Genomic DNA, 18555 nt, shown 5'->3' with positions numbered 1-18555 from the left:
TAAGCTGGTTGCTGGTTGTTCTGAGTCTGGTGAAATATGCAGTGGATAAAACTGGTTTTCAGTTAAAAAAAAGTTAACGAATGGATTGTTGCTCTGGTGTCAGGTTCGCGCCGCATGGGGCGGCGCGAAAAGAGGGTCTATCTGGGGCGCTTGCCCGGCATCGGTTTATCGTCCTTAAACTGGGCGGTGGCGATCCAGGCGGCGCAGAACAGGATCAGACGCGCGAAAAAGTAGAAGAAGGCCATCAGCCCCAGCACCGAACCGAAGGCGGCGCCAGAAGGGGATTTTACCAGTGCTGGCAGGGTCCAGGTCATCACGATCTTAATCACCTCGAAGCCGACGGCGGCGATAAGCGTACCGCGAATCAGCGCTTTCTTGCGCGGGCGGTGGCGCGGCAGGCGCCAGAAGATCCAGAAGAACAGAAGATAATTAGCGAAAATCGAAATCGCCAGGCCGATCAACCGCCAGGCGGGCTTCAGCCAGGTCAGCTCGTCCAGATGTAGCAGGCTGATAATGAGCGCCTGTGCCGATCCCGCGATCGAGGTGATAGACAGAGTGACCACCAGCGCCACCAGCAGACCAATCAGCGCTACAAAGTCGCGCAGGTATTTAACCCAGAACTTCTCTTTATCCTGAGGCGCGCGCTCCCAGACTTCCCGGGACTGGGCGCGAACCGCTTCCCGCAGATTGCCCATCCAGTTAATACCGGAGTAGAGCGCGATCAGCAGACCGACCAACCCGACCGTGGTGCGCTGCTGAACGGCGGTATTGATGGTGTTCTTTAGCGTCATCGCCAGGGTTGGATCGCTGACGTTGGCCAGAATTTTCGCAAAGATATCCTGTAGCAGGGTAGGATGCGACGCCAGCACATAACCTCCTGCGGCGAAGCTGACCATCAGAATCGGAATCAGCGATAAAAACGAAAAGTAGGTGATCGCCGCGCCAAACTGATTACCAAGCCGGTCATTAAAACGCTCGGCGGCGCGCAGCAAGTGCGCGATAAATGGGTTACGTTCGATACGCTTTACGGTATGGGTGACGCTTTCCAGCGCGTTTGCCGCTTTTCCCTCATTCTCATCGGCATTCTGGTTTTTTGGCGATTCCTGATCCAGTTTCACTACCGGATCGTAATCCAGATCCCGGGTTGGACGCTTATGATTATCCTCGGTACTCATTGATTCCGTCGTCCTTTTTAACTTTATGCCTGTGATGTTAAGGAAATTATAGCTGCGACGCTAATCGACATACTCTTTCATTATCTCGCTGAGCCAGGCCATAAACAGATGCACCCGGCGCGACAGGTTGCGGCGGTGCGGCCAGATAAGGGAGACCGGCATGGGGCGGGCCCGGTACTGGGGCAGGATCTCCACCAGCTTTCCGCTGCGTAGCGCTTCACGCACGCCGACCCGCGGCGCCTGAATAATGCCTAATCCCGCAAGACAGGCGGCATGATAACTTTCGGTACTGTTTACCGTGACCACGCCGCCGGTTTTTATCCACTGGCTTTGGCCGTCGTGCCAGATCTCAAAGCCCTGGGGGCGAATGCCCATGGTGGGCACATAGTGAACCAGCGCGTGAGAGGCTAAATCTGCCGGACTTTCCGGCCAGCCGAAGCGCGTCAGATAGTCGGGGCTGGCGCAGTTCAGCACGGTAAGCTGTCCCAGCGACCTGGCGACCAGGCCGGAGTCGCTCAGCTCCCCGATGCGCACCACGCAGTCGAACCCCTCCTGAATCACATCCACCAGCCTGTCGCTGCTGCTTAGCTCCAGCTCAATGCCGGGGTGCTGCTGTAAAAAGGCGGGCAGCCGGGGGAGCACCATTTTCGTCGCCACCGGCACCGGCATATCAACCCGCAGGCGACCGCTGATACTGGCCGGATCGCGCTGGAACAGCGTATCCAGTTCGTCGAGGTTCGCCAGCAGATCCCGGGCCCGCTCATAGTAGACCATGCCATCCTGGGTGAGCTGCACCCGCCGGGTCGTGCGGTGAAGCAGCCGGGTGCCCAGTTCATCTTCCAGCGCCTGAATCTGGCGTGAAACGCTGCCCCTGGGCAGGCTCAGGCTTTCCGCCGCCCGGGAAAAACTGGCCAGTTCCGCTACTCTCACAAAGAACTGCATTGCGTGTATTTTGTCCATACCAAAGTCTTATTGTTGTTGTAATTGAAACAGTGAAGCGTATTTAAACCTGTTTATTGTTTTACTAGCAGCTAATAAGCTTAATCTCAACATTAATAGCAGTGAATGAGGTGAATGATGACGCAGACTATCGCATTAGTGACCGGTGGAAGCCGGGGTTTGGGGCGAAATGCCGTGATGAAGCTGGCGCAGCGCGGCGTGGATACCATCTTCACATATCGCAGCCAGCGCCAGGAAGCGGAAGAAGTTGTCAGTATCGTTGCCGCCATGGGCCAGCAGGCGGTAGCGATACCGCTGGACGTGGCTGACTGTGGCGTATTTGCTGCGTTTGGCGACGAGGTGGCGAGACAGCTGCGTGAACGTTGGGCGCGCGAAAACTTCGACTATCTGGTGAATAATGCGGGGTTCGGAGAGGATGCCGATTACGCTGAAGCCAGCGAAGCGCTGTTTGACAGGATGCTGAACGTACACTTTAAGGGGCCATTTTTCCTGACTCAGCAACTGCTGCCGCTCATTAAGGACGGTGGCCGTATACTGAACGTCTCCAGTGGCTTGACCCGCTTTGTGCATAGCGGTAAGGCGACTTACGCCGCCATGAAAGGGGCGATGGAGGTATTGACCCGCTATCAGGCCCAGGAGTTGGGCAGCCGCGGTATTTCCGTCAATATTATTGCGCCAGGCGCGATTGCTACCGATTTTGGCGGCGGCGTAGTGCGTGACAATCCCCAGGTCAACCAGGCCATTTCTGCCATTACGGCACTGGGGCGCCCGGGTCTGCCGGACGATATCGGCGACGCTATCGCGGCGTTATTGAGCGATGACCTGGCCTGGATGAACGGCCAGCGCATCGAGGTATCGGGCGGGATGCATCTGTAATTCAGGGGGCTTTGCCCCTGCCATTACGGTTTTTCCAGATAGCTGACCCGTAGCCGGAAGGGTTCCTGTTTTTTATCCAGCGCGCCAGTCACAATTACCTGGTCCGTGGCGGCAATGGACGCGTCGCCCAACACCGTGCCGGGAATCACCGCGTTCAGGGTTCCGCTGTCGTCACGTAGCCGGTAGATATCTTCCCCCAGCTTTTGTTCCAGTACGCCCTGAATCTTCACCGAGGCGCCGTCCTCCATTTGCTTCGCTCGGGCGATGGTGGTTCTGTGGGCCTCCTGCTCAGCCGCCGCCTGCGGTGCGTTGTCGCTAAGCTGGTGGGGCGTCGGCGCGCCCGGGGCCGCTATGGACCAGAACAGCGCGACGGGCGCGGCAATCAGTATTCGCTTGTTCATTGCTCACTCCTGCCAGAGGGTCTGCCTGTAAGCCTGGCACAGGCGGGCGCCGTCTGCTAACGCCAGTGGCTAACATCCTCACGACTCAGTCCCAGGTCGCGCAATTGTTCGTCGTTCATGGCGGACAGTATCCGACGTGTACGACGCAGCTCCCACCAGCGCTTCAGCCAGCGCGCCACCAGAACAAAGCCGATAAAGGGGTTAGAGTGTCTGTTTTCGTGGAATTCCATACGCGCCTCCTCATCTGAATGAGCCACCAGTTTGCGCGTCGTAGCTGAAACCATACAGATTCAGAAATTACTTTTATTTAACATACAGAGGCGGTAAAAATGTGAACTGTACCGTTTTTAAACGGGCAATCTGTACCGATCGCGGGCGTATTGGAGATTTATCAGGGGATACAGAATGACGCGCTATGAACATCTGGCCCGGCTGCTGGCCGAACGTATTGAGCAGGGGCTTTATCAAAGCGGCGAGCGGCTGCCGTCGGTGCGTAGCCTCAGTAGCGAGCACGGCGTCAGTATCAGCACCGTCCAGCAGGCGTACAATCATCTGGAGGATCGCGGTCTTATCCAGCCCCGGCCGCGCTCCGGCTACTTTGTGGCGCCGCGGCGCGCGCAGCCGCCATTGCCGCGCCTGACCCAACCGGTACAGCGTCCGGTGGAAGTCACCCACTGGGATGCGATTCGCGAACTGCTCGACGCCCGTCATTCACCTGAGATGATCGCCCTTGGGGGCGGCACGCCGGATCTGACTCAGCCCACCATTCGCCCGCTGTGGCGCGAAATGCAGCGCATCATCCAGCATGAAGAAACATGCCTGTCCGGTTACGACGATATGGCCGGCACCCTGGCGTTGCGTCAGCAGGTGGCCCGCCTGATGCTGGATGGCGGCAGCGCGCTCACTACGGATGACATCGTGATTACGAGCGGCTGCCAGGAGGCGATATCCGTGGCTGTGCGGGCCATCTGTCAGCCTGGCGATGTGGTGGCGGTGGAGTCGCCGTCGTTTCACGGTACCATGCAGATCCTGCGTGGGTACGGCGTTAAGGTGCTGGAGGTCCCCACAGATTCTCAGTCCGGCATTAGCCTGGAAGCGCTGGAGATGGCGCTGGAGCAGTGGCCGGTAAAGGCGGTGATTCTGGTTGCCAGTTGTAATAATCCCCAGGGCTTTATTATGCCGCCAGCGCGTAAGCAGGCGCTGCTAAGCCTGGCGCGTCGCTTTGATATCGCGATTATCGAAGACGATGTTTACGGTGAACTGGCTTTCAGCTATCCGCGGCCGGAAACTATCAAGTCGCTGGATCATGAAGGGCGCGTGGTGCTGTGCAGTTCGTTTTCCAAGACCCTGGCGCCAGGCCTGCGGGTCGGGTGGATAGTGCCGGGCCGCTGGCGGGACAGAGTGCTGCACATGAAGTATATCGGCACCGGCAGCACCGCGGTGGTGACCCAACTGGCGGTGGCTGCGTTTATCCGCAACGGACACTATCATCGCCACCTGCGGCGCCTGCGCCAGCACTATCAGCGCAACTATGAGGATTTTCGCTGTCGTATTCGTAGCGACTTCCCTTGCGGCGTCTGCGTCAGCCGCCCGCAGGGTGGTTTTCTGATGTGGCTGGAGTTGCCGGAAAGCCTGGATAGCGTCTGCATCAGCCGCGAGCTGCGGGCGCAGCAGGTGCAAATCGCGCCGGGGACCATCTTTTCGGCCTCCGGCAAGTACCGCAACTGCCTGCGCCTAAACTACGCCAGCGCCTTTAATGAGCAGACCGCTCGTGCGCTGCGACTGATTGGCAACGTTATTGCACATCACCTGGCGGCGCAGGCTGGCGCTTAATCTTACCGGTTTGGCTGCGCGGGGGCGATGGCGACCCCGTTATTGCGAAAACCGCTCAGCCAGTAGTGATTGCCGGTCTGGATAATGCCTGTGCTGGCTCTGATGCCCTTAAAGTGCGTGGCGGGGATCAGGGTGGCGGGTTTCATGGTTTTAGGATCGACCCGGGCGGCCTCCTGGCTGATGTCGTTACAGCTTTCTTTGCGGCCCACCACGCAGTCCAGCAGGGAGTTGCCAGAGGCTGACTGCCCGCCAGCATATAGCTGCTTGCCGTCCGGCGACCAGCTCAGATTATCGGGATGAAAATCGAGAGGGATCTTCAGAATCTGCGGCTGGCTGCCGCCATTGGTAATGCGGGCGATGTACTGGCCTGCCCAGGCGGCCACCCAGACATTTTTTTCATCCGCAGAGGTGACAATGCCGCTGGGACCGGAAAGCTGTTCCGTGCCCGGCATCTTGTTCAGCCCCTTTTGCGGGCTCCAGGTATAGAGCGCGCCGGAAGGCTGCCCCGCTTCCAGCTTGCGGGTGCGCCAGGGGTCATCGTCATTCCAGGGGCTGCTGATAATCAGGCGATTATCGCTCAGTCCGGCCACCGAACTGAAACGGACGCTTTCCGGGCCGATGATGCAGCCTTGCCAGCTCAGGGTCGGGCGGCCATTTTTATCGGGCGAAACAGAAAAGGCTTCAACGGATTCACGCTCGCCGTGGTTAACGATATACAGCCGGTTATCCTCACGGTAGTAGTCCATGCGTTCGGGAGAGAGGGTGGCAAAATTGGGGGCGCCGGGACAGTGGGGAAAGGCTTTTGGATCAGGCTTCACGGCGATATGTTCTGGATCGATACGCTGTGGTTTGCCATTGGCAATGCTGAACAGCCAGAGGCCACCGGTTTTTTCGCCGTCAGACAGGCTGCTGCCGATAATCCAGTCGCCGTTAAGCTGCACCAGATCTTCGATATTGCTCACCTGCTGAATCACCCTGGCCTGTTTAATATCCGGCGGTGCGGCGGCAAACGCGCCGGTGGCGATGAGCGCCGTCGCCAGCGTTATCGCCTTATGGTTGTACATACTGCCTCCTCCCCCTAATTTTGCGCCTTCTATTAGGATAGGGAGAGCGAGGCGCGGGCGCCACCCCGTAAAGACCAGGTTTTTTCAGGCCCGGGCCTGGCGATACTCGCGCCAGCAGGCATAACCGCACGCCAGCGTGGTTAACAGTACCGTCAGGACATGAACCGACCAAAGCCGTACCGCCAGGCGGAATAGCAGATCGCTGAGGGTCTCAGACCAGGGCGGCGCCAGACCAAAGCGAGTGATGACGATACCCGCGATGATTGCCAGCGCAAACTGGCACAGTAGCCAGGCGACGGGGGGCAGTACCAGCCAGGGCCACAGCGCGCTCTGCCCCCGGTGCGCCAACGCCATAAAGCATAACAGCGGCATCAGCGCTGGCAGAGCCGTGACCAGCCAGCCGATCGCTATCTGCGATACCGGAATACCGTACTGATGCATAAGCTGCACCGACAGTACCAGATCGGCAGGTAACGTTCGGTACAGCAATATAAAGCAGAGTCCGCCCCAGATCGGGGCAACAGAGGTTTGGCGCGCTATCGGCATGCGTGTTCCTTCGCGATCGTGATTGCCTGAAATTAGCATAAGCGACCAGAACGGGAGCGGGAAGATTCGCAGGACATTCCCGTTTTTTCGTAGCGGGTTGTCATCGCAGCGTCATATTGTGATCTTAACCTCATTTTTTATATTAATCGTTTGTCAGTTCTACGCGGGTAGATAATGCTAAACGCCATAAAAACAGAAAGTCTACGCGAGTAGATATTGCATTTGTACAATTCGTCATTCCTGTTAGACAACACCAGGGAGCTTCGCTATGAGTATTGATACCATCGGCGTATCTTCTGCCGATGCGCCGCATGCGGCGCAGGAGCGGTTGGCCACGGAAGAAGGGCGGCGAGATTTTCGGCGCGCGACCTTCTCCTGCTGGTTAGGCACCACCATGGAATACGCGGACTTCGCGCTCTATGGCCTGGCCGCTGGCATCATTTTTGGCGATGTCTTCTTTCCGGAGGCAACGCCAGTAATGGCGTTGCTCTCCAGTTTTGCCGCCTGGTCGGTGGGCTTTATCGCCCGCCCCATCGGCGCACTGTTATTCGGCTGGATAGGCGACCGCCATGGTCGCAAGGTAGTGATGGTGGCGACCATTGCGCTGATGGGGCTATCCACCACCCTTATTGGCCTGATTCCCGGTTACAACTCAATCGGCGTCTGGGCGCCCGTCTGTCTGGTTATTCTACGTTTTTCTCAGGGGCTTGGCGCTGGCGCCGAGCTTTCTGGTGGCACGGTGATGCTGGGCGAATACGCGCCGGTTAAACGGCGCGGCCTGGTCTCTTCCATTATCGCGTTGGGCTCCAACAGCGGCACGTTGCTGGCCTCGTTAGTGTGGCTGTTGGTGCTTCAGCTCGATAAAGAGAGCCTGATGAGCTGGGGCTGGCGTATTCCTTTTCTGGGCAGCATGCTGATTGCGGTGGCCGCGCTGATTATTCGCCGCCATATTCGCGAAACGCCGGTATTTGAACGGCAGAAGGCGCTACTGGAAGCCGAACGTCAGGAAGCCATGGCGCGCGGTCTGGCGCAGCAAAGTCAGGATACGCGCAGCTTCTGGCGCCGTACCCGGGCTTTCTGGACCATGGTGGGCTTGCGCATTGGCGAAAACGGCCCTTCTTATCTGGCTCAGGGCTTTATTATTGGCTATGTGGCGAAGGTGCTGGCGGTGGATAAATCCGTGCCCACCACGGCGGTGTTTATCGCTTCGCTGCTGGGCTTTGCGATTATTCCTCTGGCGGGTTGGCTTTCCGACCGCTTCGGGCGACGCATTACCTATCGCTGGTTCTGCCTGCTGCTGATCCTCTACGCCTTCCCGGCCTTTATGATGCTGGATTCCCGTGAACCCTGGGTGGTGATTTCAACGATTGTGGTGGGCATGGGGCTGGCGTCGCTTGGGATCTTCGGCGTACAGGCGGCCTGGGGGGTTGAGCTGTTCGGCGTCACTAACCGTTACACCAAAATGGCCTTTGCCAAAGAGCTGGGCTCCATTCTTTCCGGTGGTACTGCACCGCTGGTGGCCGCCGCGCTGCTCTCATGGGCGGGACACTGGTGGCCGATCGCGACCTATTTTGCCCTGATGGCGGCAATCGGGTTTGTGACGACCTTCTTTGCGCCGGAAACCCGGGGGCGTGACCTGAATCTGCCGGAAGATGCGATTTAAAACCCCCTGTCCGATAAAGGGATTTTTGCGGCGCAAACCGCTATGCTGTTGGACTGCAATTTTGCTCTGAATCAGGCAGGTATGTTGTGAGCTCATCCCGTTCCCGGCGCGTGACGCGCACCGATGTCGCTCGTGAGGCAGGGACCTCGGTGGCGGTTGTCAGCTATGTTATCAATAACGGCCCGCGCCCGGTGGCGCCAGCAACCCGGCAACGGGTACTGGCGGCGATAGAAAAGACCGGTTACCGACCGAATGGCGTGGCGCGCGCGCTGGCATCCGGCTCTACTCAGACCTACGGTCTGGTAGTACCGAATATCGCCAACCCCTTTATCTCTTCGATGGCCCACGCGCTGCAGCAGGAAGCCTTTGCCGACGGTAAGGTACTGCTACTGGGGGATGCCGGTGACGATCGCCTGCGGGAACGCGAGCTTATCAACAACCTGTTGCACCGCCAGGTGGATGGACTGATTTATACCAGCGTCGACCGCCATCCCTGTATTGATGTGATTCAGGCCAGCGGCACGCCCTGTGTGATGATCGACAGGATCGAGCCCGGGTTAAACGTCAGTTCGATTCAGGTCAACGAACAGCAGGCGGCTTATCAGGCCACCCGCCACCTGGTGGCGCACGGCTACCGGGAGGTCGCCATTATCTGTGGACCCATGGCGATGCTGAATACGCAGGATCGCCTGCGCGGCTGGCGTCAGGCGCTGGATGAAGACTCCCTGGCGGTGAACGAGCGCTGGATTTTTTCCACCGATTACACCCGCGCTGGCGGCTATGAAGCGACCCGGCGCATGCTGGCAGGGCCGTTGCCGCGCGCGCTGTTCGCCACCAATGAGCAACAGGCGTTTGGTTGCCTGAGAGCGCTGGCGGAGCAGGGGCTGAAAGTCCCGGAAGATGTGGCGCTGGTCTGCTTTAATGCCACGCAGGAGTCATATTACAGCGTGCCGTCGCTGACTGCGGTGCGCCAGCCGGTGGTCCAAATGGCGCAGGCGGCTATCGCGATGTTACGGGAGTGGGACGGTACGGCGCATCGTCTGGAGTTCGATTTTGAGTTGCAGCCTGGGGAGTCCTGCGGTTGTCGGCCGTCGGGAACCCCCGATAACTGAAGTGAGTATATGCGTGTAATTATTGACTGCGATCCCGGCAATGGCGTACCGGGCGCTAACGTAGACGACGGCCTGGCGCTGGCGCTGGCGCTGAGCGCGCCTCAGATAAGCCTGGAACTGATCACCACCGTGGCAGGTAATACCGCCAGTGAGGTGGGCTATCGTGTAGCCTGCGATCTGGTGAGCCGCCTGGGGGCCAGTGTGCCGGTCCGGCGCGGCGCTTCCCGGGCGCTGATGGAGCCGCCGGAGCCCTGGCGGGCGCGGCTGGATGGCGCGGTCGATAGTTACGGGTTACGCGAGTTGTGGCGCGATACGCCGTCGCCTGCGACTGTACCGAAATCAGCGCCGCTGGCGCCCTACGCCATGGGCGAGCTGATTTGTCAGCACCCCGGTGAAATCACGCTGATCGCCATTGGTCCGCTAACCAATATTGCGTTGGCGCTGCGCCTGTTTCCCGACATGGCGCAGGCGGTCAGGCGGATTGTGATTATGGGGGGCGTTTTCCATGTCCCTGGCTATCTGAAAGATACCAACTTCGGCCTGGATCCTGAGGCGGCGCACATGGTGCTGACCAGCGGAGCACCCATTACCCTGGTGCCGATGGATGTGACGACCCGTACCCAGATGGTGCATGCCGATCTCGACAGGCTGGCCGCGGTGGAAAATCCCTGTACCCGCTATCTGGCGCAAACCCTGCGTCCGTGGCTCGACTATTCCATGAAGACCCGCGGTCTGCCGGGTTGCTGGATCCACGATGCTTTAACCGTCGCCTGGCTGCTGGAGCCTGGATTGTGTGATAGCGAACAGGCGTATCTGGATGTGGCGCTGGAAGGCGTGGCGCGCGGCATGACCTGCCGCCGTGGCGCGCTTAAGCTGGATGTCGGCGTTGCGCCTCCCGCTGGCGCGCCGGTGCAGATCCTGACCACGGTGGATAATGTGCGGTTGCTGGCGCTGCTTGAGCGTTATTTGCAGGGAGGCGCCGCTCCCTGAAAGCGTTATGCCAGTTTAAGCTGCATAAACAGATCGCAGCCGCCATGGCCGGTGTTCCCCTGTGGGGTTTCAAGATATTCAAAGCCGAACTTTTCGTATAGCTGCACGGCGCTTTGTAGTTCGCTCAGCGTTTCCAGGTAGCAATAGTCGTAGCCAAGACGGCGGGCTTCCTGGAGCGACAGGGCGATCAGGCGTCGCCCCAGACCGGTTCCCAGCGCATTGGCGCTCAGAAACAGCTTCTGCATTTCACAGGTTTTTTCTGCGGACCCGGCCAGCGGCGCGATCCCCACGCCGCCCAATACCCGCCTGTTTGCTCTGGCGACCCAGTATCGACTGCCCGGCTGCTGGTAAGTCTGGTACAGATTGTTCAGTTCGGGATCGTGCAGGCTAACGCCTTCCAGGTGCTCGATTTTATTATCCCGAAAGCTCTGACGAATAATTTCTGCCATCGCACTGTTATCGTCCGGTGCGATCTCCGTGATGACAATCTCCTGTTCACGTTGGCTGCGGGCATTTTTCAGCGCGCTGTTCAGACCCTGAATCGCCCGCGAGAAATCGCGACATTCGCGTTCGGAAGCCAGCTCAAGCGCCTGATCGATAAAGCGATTGGCGTTCTCTTCAATCTGTGCCAGCAGCGACGTCCCCTGGGGCGTAAGGCAGAAAGTGGAAGCCCGGCCGTCCTGGCTATCCTGACGGCGTTCCAGTAGCGCATTTTCCGTCATTCCCCGAATCGTCCGGCTGATACTGGCCTTTTCACAGCCCAGTTTTCTGGCAAGCTCTGTCACGCCAAGAGGGGCCTTATCGAGTTCAATCAGGATATGGCTTTGCAGCGGCGACAGACCGGTGCCGCTACTTTTCCGACTTAACATGCCTAATTCCCTGACCAGTTCGCGCAGGGAGGCCCTGAATGTCTGTATCTGGCTAAGATCCATAGAAAGCTCCTGAATGGGGATGGGGTAACGACAAAAAAGTTATCACTGTTAACTGAATGTCGGGAGTATAGCCAGGAATGTTATCTGTGTTAACTATTTTTATGTTCCGGCGACCCGGGTGGGACGCCGGTGTCCATTATCGGGGAATAACGGCAATGGCATTATTTTTGAAGCTACTCAGCCAGTACTCTCCGTTGGCCAGAATAGCGCCGGTACCGGCATTCATCCCCTGAATTGGGGTAGCGGAAAGTAATGGAGTGGTCTTCATGGTGGCGGGATTGAGCACATCGAGCCGCTGGTTGATGCCAGGGCAGACCGGCGCCGAATCTTCCAGGCAGGCAAAGAGGGTATCCAGGCTGGTAGCCTGACCGCCGGCGATGATTTGCCTGCCGTCCGGTGACCAGCGCAGATTGTCCGGGTGGTAATCCACCGCCGTTTTGTGTACCCGCGGCGCGCTGCCGTTGGTATCGATACGGACCAGCGCTTTTTCGGCCCAGGCGGCTATCCATACCCTTTTGCCATCCCGGGTCGCCAGCACGCCATTAGGGCCGGAGAGCGACTCACTGCCTTTTACAGGCTGAAACCCTTCTTGCGGACTCCAGCGGTACAGTCCGCCTACCGGTTTCCCTGCGTTGAGCTTCGGGTTACGCTGTGCGTCGGTGGGATCCCACAGGCTGCTGATAATCATCTGATTATCGGATAATCCGGCGACAGCGTCGAACCAGGCGTTATGCGGCGCCACCACGCAGCCCTGCCAGCTCAGGGTCGGTCTGGCGTTGTTTTCGGCGCTAATGGCAAACACTTCCACCGACTCGCGACCACCGTGGTTAACGATATACAGACGACCCGCGTCCCGGTAATAGTCCAGCCCGTGGGTGGAGAGCCGGGCGAAGTTCGGCGCGCCAGGGCAGTCAGGGAAGACCGCTTTATCCGGCGTTACCCTGACCTGACGCCAGTCCACTTTCTGCGGTTTACGATCGTGAATATTGAACAGATACAGCCCTGTCGGCTTATTTTCGATGGAAAAACTGCTGCCGATAATCCAGTTATCGTTAATCTGGACCAGGTCCTCAACGTTAATGGCGTTGCGGATTATTTGCGCCTTACCGGCATCCAGCGGTTCACTGGCTGCCCCTGCTGTTGTGCTCAGGAGCAGCGCGGACAGCGCAGCACTGGTGGCACCCTTGCATGTTTTCATTGTCGTCTCCTGTTCTTTTTGGCTTATTAAGCTTAGCGAACGGAGCGGACGTTATTGCAGGCGTATTAAATCGGGTCCGATAATTGCGATGATGTCGTTACGGCTGATGAGTTTTAGCGTTTTTGCTGTTGAGATCCCGTAGCAGCGTTTTTATATCCTGGCTGTGGGTGATATCAAGGCAGTGGTGGAGTGCTTCTGGCTTTATATAACTCAGTAAACCATTTCGGGATGCAAGTGTGGTGAATCTCTGCTGATGCCCTTCGCTTAAAAAGGCGGTATAGCGTAGCGGATTGATCCAGTAGAGCGCTTCCAGCATATCTTTCCAGGCGGTTTGTAGCAGTTGCAGTGATGCATTAATTCCGTAGATCGGGCGTCGATAGTCGGATTTTCCTGTTTCAGGATCCCGGTAGTGAAATTTCCAGATAGCTTCATGATGGAAGAGCCTGTTGCGTAGTTCTCTGATTTGAATAAATTTCTGCTCGATTACCCAGCGAGGTATATCACCAGGTTTGCAAGGAAATACATCGCAGAGCAGATGTGGCCAGAGTAGAGAATTATTGCGTGGCTCTTCATAGCGAAAAGAGAGCAAACTGGTCCAGAAACCAAATCCCAGACCGGAAAGTATTCGTGTTGCAGTTACTCTTTTCCCTGTGCTCTTAATTCGATGGCTGACCTTACGAATACATTCCTCTTCCCACACCGTATTAAGGTATAGCGGTTGCCCATTGTGATGAAGGATGTTGCCGTGCACATCTGTTTTGTAGCGTTTTCTCTGGCGAATAAAAGCACGATCGCCGATATAGCGCGGGAGATCGAATATCCAGGCTTGATCGGTACGCCATAAGCCAGTGGCTCCCGGAGGAGGGTTATGGCGAATGGCACAGTCAATGCTGTTACGTAGTGTGACTTCAAGGCAGTGTAAAAGCGGTTGCATGGAACTACATAATGCTTTGTTCCAGTTATAGGCTCCCAGAACTTCTTCTTGCTTAAGCTTAAGTATATCCGTGTATATATGTAATCGACCGGGTGAAATAGCATCTTCCAGATTCATATCGCCCTCCATGGTAAAAATAGATTGACCAAAAAATCAGCACTTGTTAGAGTTTTTCCCGTTAAGGCTCAGATTTTTTCGGACCTGAGCGCTCGAGTTAGTACTGGAAAAGCCACCGTCAGGGTGGCTTTTCTCGTTTCAGTAGCCTGAAAATGGTTCATGATTACCATAAAGAAGCGCAGTTCGGGGAACTGAGCGGTTATTTTCCGATGTAGCTCGAAGAAACAAAAAACGCGCCCCCGAAGGTGCGCGTTGCTGATAGCGGTGCAGGCGCGTTAGCGCATGGTCACAAACTCTTCCGCCGCAGTGGGATGAATGGCGACGGTGTTGTCGAAGTCCTGCTTGGTGGCGCCCATCTTCAGCGCGACGGCGAAGCCCTGCAGCATTTCGTCCATACCGAAGCCGATACCGTGAATGCCGACAATCTTCTCTTCCGGCCCCACGCAGACCAGCTTCATACGGCACGGCTGGCGGTGACTGGTGACCGCGGTATACATGGCGGTGAACGAGGATTTATAGACCTTCACCGCGTCGTCGCCATACTGTTCGCGGGCCTGGGGTTCAGTCAGCCCAACGGTGCCGATTGGCGGATGGCTGAAGACCACGGTGGGTACATTGCTGTAGTCCAGGTGCTCTTCCGGCTTATTGTTAAACAGCCGTTCAGACAGGCGACGCCCGGCGGCGACGGCGACCGGCGTCAGTTCGATATGGCCGGTGTTGTCGCCCACGGCGTAAATGCCATCAACATTGGTATTCTGGTATTTATCGACGACGATGTAGCCTTTTTCGTCAGTTTTCACACCGGTTACCGCCAGGTTAATGTTGTCGTTGGCAGGTTCGCGACCGATGGCCCAGATCAGGGTATCGACGGTGAGAGTACGTCCATCTTCCAGCGTCAGGGTCAGACTGCCGTCGCCGTTTTTCTCTACCGATTTCGGCACCGCGTGGGTGTGCAGGTTGGGTCCTTCGGCCTCCATCACTTCCACCAGGGTTTCCACCAGTAGCGGATCGAAGCTGCGCAGCGGCGCATGCTTACGCACCAACAGGTGGGTTTCCGCCCCCAGTCCGTTAATCACGCCAGCCAGCTCTACGGCGATATAGCCCGCGCCGACCACCGCAACGCGCTTCGGAAGCTCAGACAGTTCAAAGAAGCCGTCGGAATCGATGCCGTATTCGGCCCCCGGAATGGCCGGATGGCTCGGGCGACCGCCGGTGGCAATCAGAATATGGTCTGCGCTGATGGTTTCGTCATTAACGATGACGGTGTGGGCATCAACAAAGCGGGCGAAACCGTGGATCACATCCACCTTATTCTTGCCCAACACGTTGTCGTAGGAGGTGTGGATGCGGTCGATATAGGCGCTACGGCTGGCGACCAGCTTCTGCCAGTCCAGTTTATTCAGGGTGGCGTCAAAGCCGTAGTCCGGGCCGTACAGGCGAATCGCTTCGGCGATCTGCGCCGCATGCCACATCACTTTCTTCGGTACGCAGCCTACGTTCACACAGGTGCCACCCAGTTCCTTTGCTTCGATCAGCGCGCATTTTTTACCGTACATGGCGGCGCGGTTGATGGAAGCGATGCCGCCGCTGCCGCCACCGATGGCGATATAGTCGTAATGTTTAGTCATGGCCGTTACCTTGTGTGAATCTGGAGGTTAAATTGTAGCGAGCGATGTGAGATTGCATACAGCTATTGCTGTGATTGGCCGTTATTCCGGCACAATCCATTCCAGCCTGGTGTGTCCGATGCCTTCGGGAACCAGTCTGGCGTGGAGCCAGGGCAGTAGCTCTGCCATCTGCTGCTCCAGCTTCCAGGGCGGGTTAATCACAATCATTCCCGATGCGCTCATCCCGCGCTGGTCGCTGTCCGGACGGACCGCCAGTTCGATTTGCAGAATTCGGCGGATGCCGGTCTCCTCCAGATCGTGAATCATGCGTTTTATCTGCTGGCGCAGCACCACCGGATACCAGAGCGCGTAAACGCCGGTGGCAAAACGTTTATAGCCATCGCTGATGCCCTGGACCACAGCCTGGTAGTCGGTCTTAATTTCATAGGGCGGGTCGATAAGAATCAGCCCGCGTCGGGAAACTGGCGGCAGTTTGGCTTTGAGCTGCTGGTAGCCGTCGCCGCGGCTGACCATGGCGCGCTTATCTTTGCTGAATTCGCCGCGCAGCAGCGGGTAGTCGCTGGGGTGCAGTTCGGTCAGTTGCAGTTTGTCCTGAGGGCGCAGCAGATGGCGGGCGATCAGCGGCGAGCCGGGGTAGTAGCGCAACTGGCCGCCGGGGTTAAAGGCTTTTACCGCGTCCAGGTATGGGGTCAGCGTTTCGGGAATGTCGTCGCACTGCCAGAGGCGGGCGATTCCTTCCAGGTATTCTCCGGTACGTTCGGCATGTTCGCCAGAAAGCTGATAACGCCCGGCGCCAGCGTGGGTGTCCAGGTAAAGAAAGGGTTTCTCTTTCTCTTTTAGCGCCTCGATAATCAGGCTCTGGACGGTGTGTTTTAAAACGTCGGCATGGTTGCCGGCGTGAAAGCTGTGGCGATAACTGAGCATTGCCTGATGATTCCTGAGGGGTAAATGGCTAATCCCGCCAGTATATCGTAAAGCGGCGGCTTCCGGGATGGCATTGAAATTCCGCTGCTTCACCCCCATGCTTAATCGTATTGCGCCGTGAGATGCGTTTAACGAACAACAATTCAGGACCGAGCTTATGACAAATCCATTATTGACCCCGTTTGCCCTGCCGCCGTTTTCCAGTATCCAGCCCGAACATGTGGTGCCCGCCGTCAGCGAAGCGCTGAAGGCCTGTAAGGAGAAAGTGGAAAGCGTGGTGGCGCAGGGGGGGCCGTATAGCTGGGATAACCTCTGTCAGCCGCTGGCGGAAGTGGACGATCGTCTGGGGCGGATCTTCTCGCCGATAAGCCACCTGAACTCGGTTAAAAACAGCCCCGAGCTGCGTGCTGCCTACGAACAGACTTTGCCGCTGCTGTCCGAATACAGCACCTGGGTTGGTCAGCATGAGGGGCTGTATCAGGCATATCGCAACCTGCGCGATGGTGAAAATTACCCGCAGCTGGATGTGGCTCAGAAGAAGGCGGTGGATAATGCGCTGCGCGACTTCGAACTGTCTGGCATCGGTCTGGAAAAAGAGAAACAACAGCGCTATGGCGAAATCGCCGCCCGCCTGTCGGAACTGGGCTCCGCCTACAGCAATAACGTGCTGGACGCTACCATGGGCTGGACCAAACTGATTACCGACGACGCTGAGCTGGCCGGTATGCCGGAAAGCGCCATGGCCGCCGCCCGCGCTCAGGCCGAGGCCAAAGAGCAGGAAGGCTGGCTGCTGACCCTGGATATTCCGAGCTATCTCCCGGTAATGACCTATTGCGATAACCAGGCCTTGCGGGAAGAGATGTACCGCGCTTACAGCACCCGTGCTTCCGATCAGGGGCCGAACGCCGGTAAATGGGATAACACGCCTGTCATGAATGAGATCCTGGCGCTGCGTCATGAACTGGCGCAACTGCTGGGCTTTGGCAGCTACGCCGAGAAATCTCTGGCCACAAAAATGGCGGAAAACACCGCTCAGGTGCTGGAGTTCCTGACTGACCTTGCGAAGCGCGCTCGTCCCCAGGGTGAAGAAGAGCTGGCTCAGCTTCGCGCTTTTGCGAAGCAGGAGCACGGGGTGGACGAACTTCAGCCCTGGGATATCACTTACTACAGCGAAAAGCAGAAGCAGCATCTTTACAGCATCAGCGACGAACAACTGCGGCCTTACTTCCCTGAGCAGCGTGTGATCAACGGCCTGTTCGAGGTGGTTAACCGTATTTACGGCATTACGGCGAAGGAGCGTAAGGATGTGGATGTCTGGCATCCGGATGTACGTTTCTTCGAACTGTATGATGACAGTAACGCGCTGCGCGGCAGCTTCTATCTGGATCTCTACGCCCGCGAACACAAGCGCGGCGGCGCCTGGATGGACGACTGCGTAGGGCAGATGCGTATGGCCGACGGCAGCCTGCAAAAGCCGGTGGCTTATCTGACCTGTAACTTTAATCGCCCGGTTAACGGTAAACCGGCGCTATTCACCCACGATGAAGTGACCACCCTGTTCCACGAATTTGGTCACGGCCTGCACCATATGCTGACCCGCATTGAAGCAGCGGGTGTGACCGGCATCAGCGGGGTGCCGTGGGATGCGGTCGAGCTGCCGAGCCAGTTTATGGAAAACTGGTGCTGGGAACCGGAAGCGCTGGCGTTTATCTCCGGCCATTATGAGACCGGCGAGCCGCTGCCTCAGGCGCTGCTGGACAAAATGCTGGCGGCGAAGAACTACAACGCGGCGATGTTTATTCTGCGTCAGTTGGAGTTTGGCCTGTTCGACTTCCGTCTGCATGCGGAGTTTAACCCCGAGCAGGGCGCGAAGGTGCTGGAAACTCTGCGCGAGATTAAAAAGCAAGTGGCCGTGGTGCCTGGTCCCGAGTGGGGCCGTTTCCCGCACGCTTTCAGCCATATCTTTGCCGGTGGTTATGCGGCGGGTTACTACAGCTACCTGTGGGCCGACGTACTGGCGGCAGATGCATACTCTCGCTTCGAAGAGGAGGGTATCTTCAATCGCGAAACCGGTCTTTCCTTCCTGGATAACATCCTGAGCCGTGGCGGCTCTGAAGAGCCGATGGAACTGTTCAAACGCTTCCGCGGCCGCGAGCCGAAGCTGGATGCCATGCTGGAACACTACGGCATCAAGGGCTAATC

General features: G+C 57.6%; 17 protein-coding genes. 6 read left to right on the top strand and 11 right to left on the bottom strand.

Annotated elements, in window-relative coordinates:
- Window positions 1-137: 137 nt before the first annotated feature.
- Window positions 138-1175, bottom strand: coding sequence for an inner membrane protein YhjD (yhjD, locus tag SCU88_RS23675; protein ID WP_138094777.1), 1038 nt, complete (start codon window positions 1173-1175; stop codon window positions 138-140).
- Between the two features lie 60 nt (window positions 1176-1235).
- Window positions 1236-2135 carry a LysR substrate-binding domain-containing protein gene (locus SCU88_RS23670; RefSeq protein ID WP_175340064.1) on the bottom strand — a complete coding sequence of 300 codons (900 nt, stop codon included), beginning with the start codon at window positions 2133-2135 and terminating at the stop codon, window positions 1236-1238.
- A gap of 117 nt (window positions 2136-2252) precedes the next feature.
- Between SCU88_RS23670 and SCU88_RS23665 the strand changes: the two genes are divergently transcribed.
- Window positions 2253-3011 (top strand): SDR family oxidoreductase, encoded by a 759-nt coding sequence (locus SCU88_RS23665; protein WP_175340219.1) that lies wholly within the window; start codon window positions 2253-2255, stop codon window positions 3009-3011.
- Between the two features lie 23 nt (window positions 3012-3034).
- Here the strand turns inward: SCU88_RS23665 and SCU88_RS23660 are convergent, their stop codons facing one another.
- Both SCU88_RS23660 and SCU88_RS23655 read right to left on the bottom strand, forming a co-directional pair.
- Entirely contained in the window at window positions 3035-3412 is a 378-nt protein-coding gene (locus SCU88_RS23660; protein ID WP_138094773.1) for a YgiW/YdeI family stress tolerance OB fold protein, read from the bottom strand.
- Between the two features lie 56 nt (window positions 3413-3468).
- A complete protein-coding gene (locus SCU88_RS23655; RefSeq protein ID WP_138094771.1) occupies window positions 3469-3642 on the bottom strand; it encodes a DUF1127 domain-containing protein in 174 nt (57 codons plus the stop codon).
- 175 nt (window positions 3643-3817) lie between these two features.
- On the opposite strand from SCU88_RS23655, the gene SCU88_RS23650 reads away from it, so the two are divergent.
- The gene (locus SCU88_RS23650; protein ID WP_138094769.1) at window positions 3818-5245 is read left to right on the top strand and encodes a PLP-dependent aminotransferase family protein; all 1428 of its coding nucleotides are present in this window, start codon (window positions 3818-3820) and stop codon (window positions 5243-5245) included.
- Between the two features lie 2 nt (window positions 5246-5247).
- Here SCU88_RS23650 and SCU88_RS23645 read toward each other — a convergent pair whose 3' ends face one another.
- Window positions 5248-6309, bottom strand: a complete 1062-nt coding sequence (locus SCU88_RS23645) for a hypothetical protein (RefSeq protein ID WP_175340063.1) — start codon at window positions 6307-6309, stop codon at window positions 5248-5250.
- Window positions 6310-6393: 84 nt separating this feature from the next.
- Entirely contained in the window at window positions 6394-6855 is a 462-nt protein-coding gene (locus tag SCU88_RS23640; RefSeq protein WP_175340062.1) for a hypothetical protein, read from the bottom strand.
- 268 nt (window positions 6856-7123) lie between these two features.
- On the opposite strand from SCU88_RS23640, the gene SCU88_RS23635 reads away from it, so the two are divergent.
- The 3 genes from SCU88_RS23635 (at window position 7124) to SCU88_RS23625 (ending at window position 10620) form a co-directional block, all read left to right on the top strand.
- The gene (locus SCU88_RS23635) at window positions 7124-8518 is read left to right on the top strand and encodes an MFS transporter (RefSeq protein ID WP_175340061.1); all 1395 of its coding nucleotides are present in this window, start codon (window positions 7124-7126) and stop codon (window positions 8516-8518) included.
- 86 nt (window positions 8519-8604) lie between these two features.
- Window positions 8605-9630 carry a substrate-binding domain-containing protein gene (locus SCU88_RS23630; protein WP_175340060.1) on the top strand — a complete coding sequence of 342 codons (1026 nt, stop codon included), beginning with the start codon at window positions 8605-8607 and terminating at the stop codon, window positions 9628-9630.
- Window positions 9631-9639: 9 nt separating this feature from the next.
- A complete protein-coding gene (locus tag SCU88_RS23625; RefSeq protein WP_175340059.1) occupies window positions 9640-10620 on the top strand; it encodes a nucleoside hydrolase in 981 nt (326 codons plus the stop codon).
- Window positions 10621-10625: 5 nt separating this feature from the next.
- Here SCU88_RS23625 and SCU88_RS23620 read toward each other — a convergent pair whose 3' ends face one another.
- From SCU88_RS23620 to SCU88_RS23600, 5 genes are all read right to left on the bottom strand, one after another.
- Complete coding sequence (locus SCU88_RS23620; protein WP_431810065.1) at window positions 10626-11489, bottom strand: bifunctional helix-turn-helix transcriptional regulator/GNAT family N-acetyltransferase; 864 nt, start codon at window positions 11487-11489, stop codon at window positions 10626-10628.
- Between the two features lie 199 nt (window positions 11490-11688).
- Window positions 11689-12750, bottom strand: a complete 1062-nt coding sequence (locus SCU88_RS23615) for a hypothetical protein (protein WP_175340057.1) — start codon at window positions 12748-12750, stop codon at window positions 11689-11691.
- Window positions 12751-12847: 97 nt separating this feature from the next.
- Window positions 12848-13801 (bottom strand): Abi family protein, encoded by a 954-nt coding sequence (locus SCU88_RS23610; protein ID WP_431810064.1) that lies wholly within the window; start codon window positions 13799-13801, stop codon window positions 12848-12850.
- Between the two features lie 275 nt (window positions 13802-14076).
- A complete protein-coding gene (gene gorA, locus SCU88_RS23605; RefSeq protein WP_175340056.1) occupies window positions 14077-15429 on the bottom strand; it encodes a glutathione-disulfide reductase in 1353 nt (450 codons plus the stop codon).
- 81 nt (window positions 15430-15510) lie between these two features.
- Window positions 15511-16353: a 23S rRNA (adenine(2030)-N(6))-methyltransferase RlmJ gene (locus tag SCU88_RS23600; RefSeq protein ID WP_175340055.1), complete on the bottom strand. Its 843-nt coding sequence runs from the start codon at window positions 16351-16353 to the stop codon at window positions 15511-15513.
- A gap of 157 nt (window positions 16354-16510) precedes the next feature.
- Between SCU88_RS23600 and prlC the strand changes: the two genes are divergently transcribed.
- Window positions 16511-18553, top strand: coding sequence for an oligopeptidase A (gene prlC, locus SCU88_RS23595; RefSeq protein WP_175340054.1), 2043 nt, complete (start codon window positions 16511-16513; stop codon window positions 18551-18553).
- The last annotated feature ends 2 nt before the right edge of the window (window positions 18554-18555 follow it).

Source organism: Jejuibacter sp. L23, from assembly GCF_050815825.1.
In the GTDB taxonomy this organism is placed as follows: Bacteria; Pseudomonadota; Gammaproteobacteria; order Enterobacterales; family Enterobacteriaceae; genus Jejubacter; species Jejubacter calystegiae.
This window is presented reverse-complemented; position numbering and strand designations above follow the sequence as displayed.

What these genes read in the sequence shown, in the direction of transcription:
- yhjD (WP_138094777.1), bottom strand. Translation starts at nt 1,175, where the DNA reads ATGAGTACCGAGGATAATCATAAGCGTCCAACCCGGGATCTGGATTAC.
- SCU88_RS23670 (WP_175340064.1), bottom strand. Translation starts at nt 2,135, where the DNA reads ATGGACAAAATACACGCAATGCAGTTCTTTGTGAGAGTAGCGGAACTG.
- SCU88_RS23665 (WP_175340219.1), top strand. Translation starts at nt 2,253, where the DNA reads ATGACGCAGACTATCGCATTAGTGACCGGTGGAAGCCGGGGTTTGGGG.
- SCU88_RS23660 (WP_138094773.1), bottom strand. Translation starts at nt 3,412, where the DNA reads ATGAACAAGCGAATACTGATTGCCGCGCCCGTCGCGCTGTTCTGGTCC.
- SCU88_RS23655 (WP_138094771.1), bottom strand. Translation starts at nt 3,642, where the DNA reads ATGGAATTCCACGAAAACAGACACTCTAACCCCTTTATCGGCTTTGTT.
- SCU88_RS23650 (WP_138094769.1), top strand. Translation starts at nt 3,818, where the DNA reads ATGACGCGCTATGAACATCTGGCCCGGCTGCTGGCCGAACGTATTGAG.
- SCU88_RS23645 (WP_175340063.1), bottom strand. Translation starts at nt 6,309, where the DNA reads ATGTACAACCATAAGGCGATAACGCTGGCGACGGCGCTCATCGCCACC.
- SCU88_RS23640 (WP_175340062.1), bottom strand. Translation starts at nt 6,855, where the DNA reads ATGCCGATAGCGCGCCAAACCTCTGTTGCCCCGATCTGGGGCGGACTC.
- SCU88_RS23635 (WP_175340061.1), top strand. Translation starts at nt 7,124, where the DNA reads ATGAGTATTGATACCATCGGCGTATCTTCTGCCGATGCGCCGCATGCG.
- SCU88_RS23625 (WP_175340059.1), top strand. Translation starts at nt 9,640, where the DNA reads ATGCGTGTAATTATTGACTGCGATCCCGGCAATGGCGTACCGGGCGCT.
- SCU88_RS23620 (WP_431810065.1), bottom strand. Translation starts at nt 11,489, where the DNA reads ATGTTAAGTCGGAAAAGTAGCGGCACCGGTCTGTCGCCGCTGCAAAGC.
- SCU88_RS23615 (WP_175340057.1), bottom strand. Translation starts at nt 12,750, where the DNA reads ATGAAAACATGCAAGGGTGCCACCAGTGCTGCGCTGTCCGCGCTGCTC.
- SCU88_RS23610 (WP_431810064.1), bottom strand. Translation starts at nt 13,801, where the DNA reads ATGAATCTGGAAGATGCTATTTCACCCGGTCGATTACATATATACACG.
- gorA (WP_175340056.1), bottom strand. Translation starts at nt 15,429, where the DNA reads ATGACTAAACATTACGACTATATCGCCATCGGTGGCGGCAGCGGCGGC.
- SCU88_RS23600 (WP_175340055.1), bottom strand. Translation starts at nt 16,353, where the DNA reads ATGCTCAGTTATCGCCACAGCTTTCACGCCGGCAACCATGCCGACGTT.
- prlC (WP_175340054.1), top strand. Translation starts at nt 16,511, where the DNA reads ATGACAAATCCATTATTGACCCCGTTTGCCCTGCCGCCGTTTTCCAGT.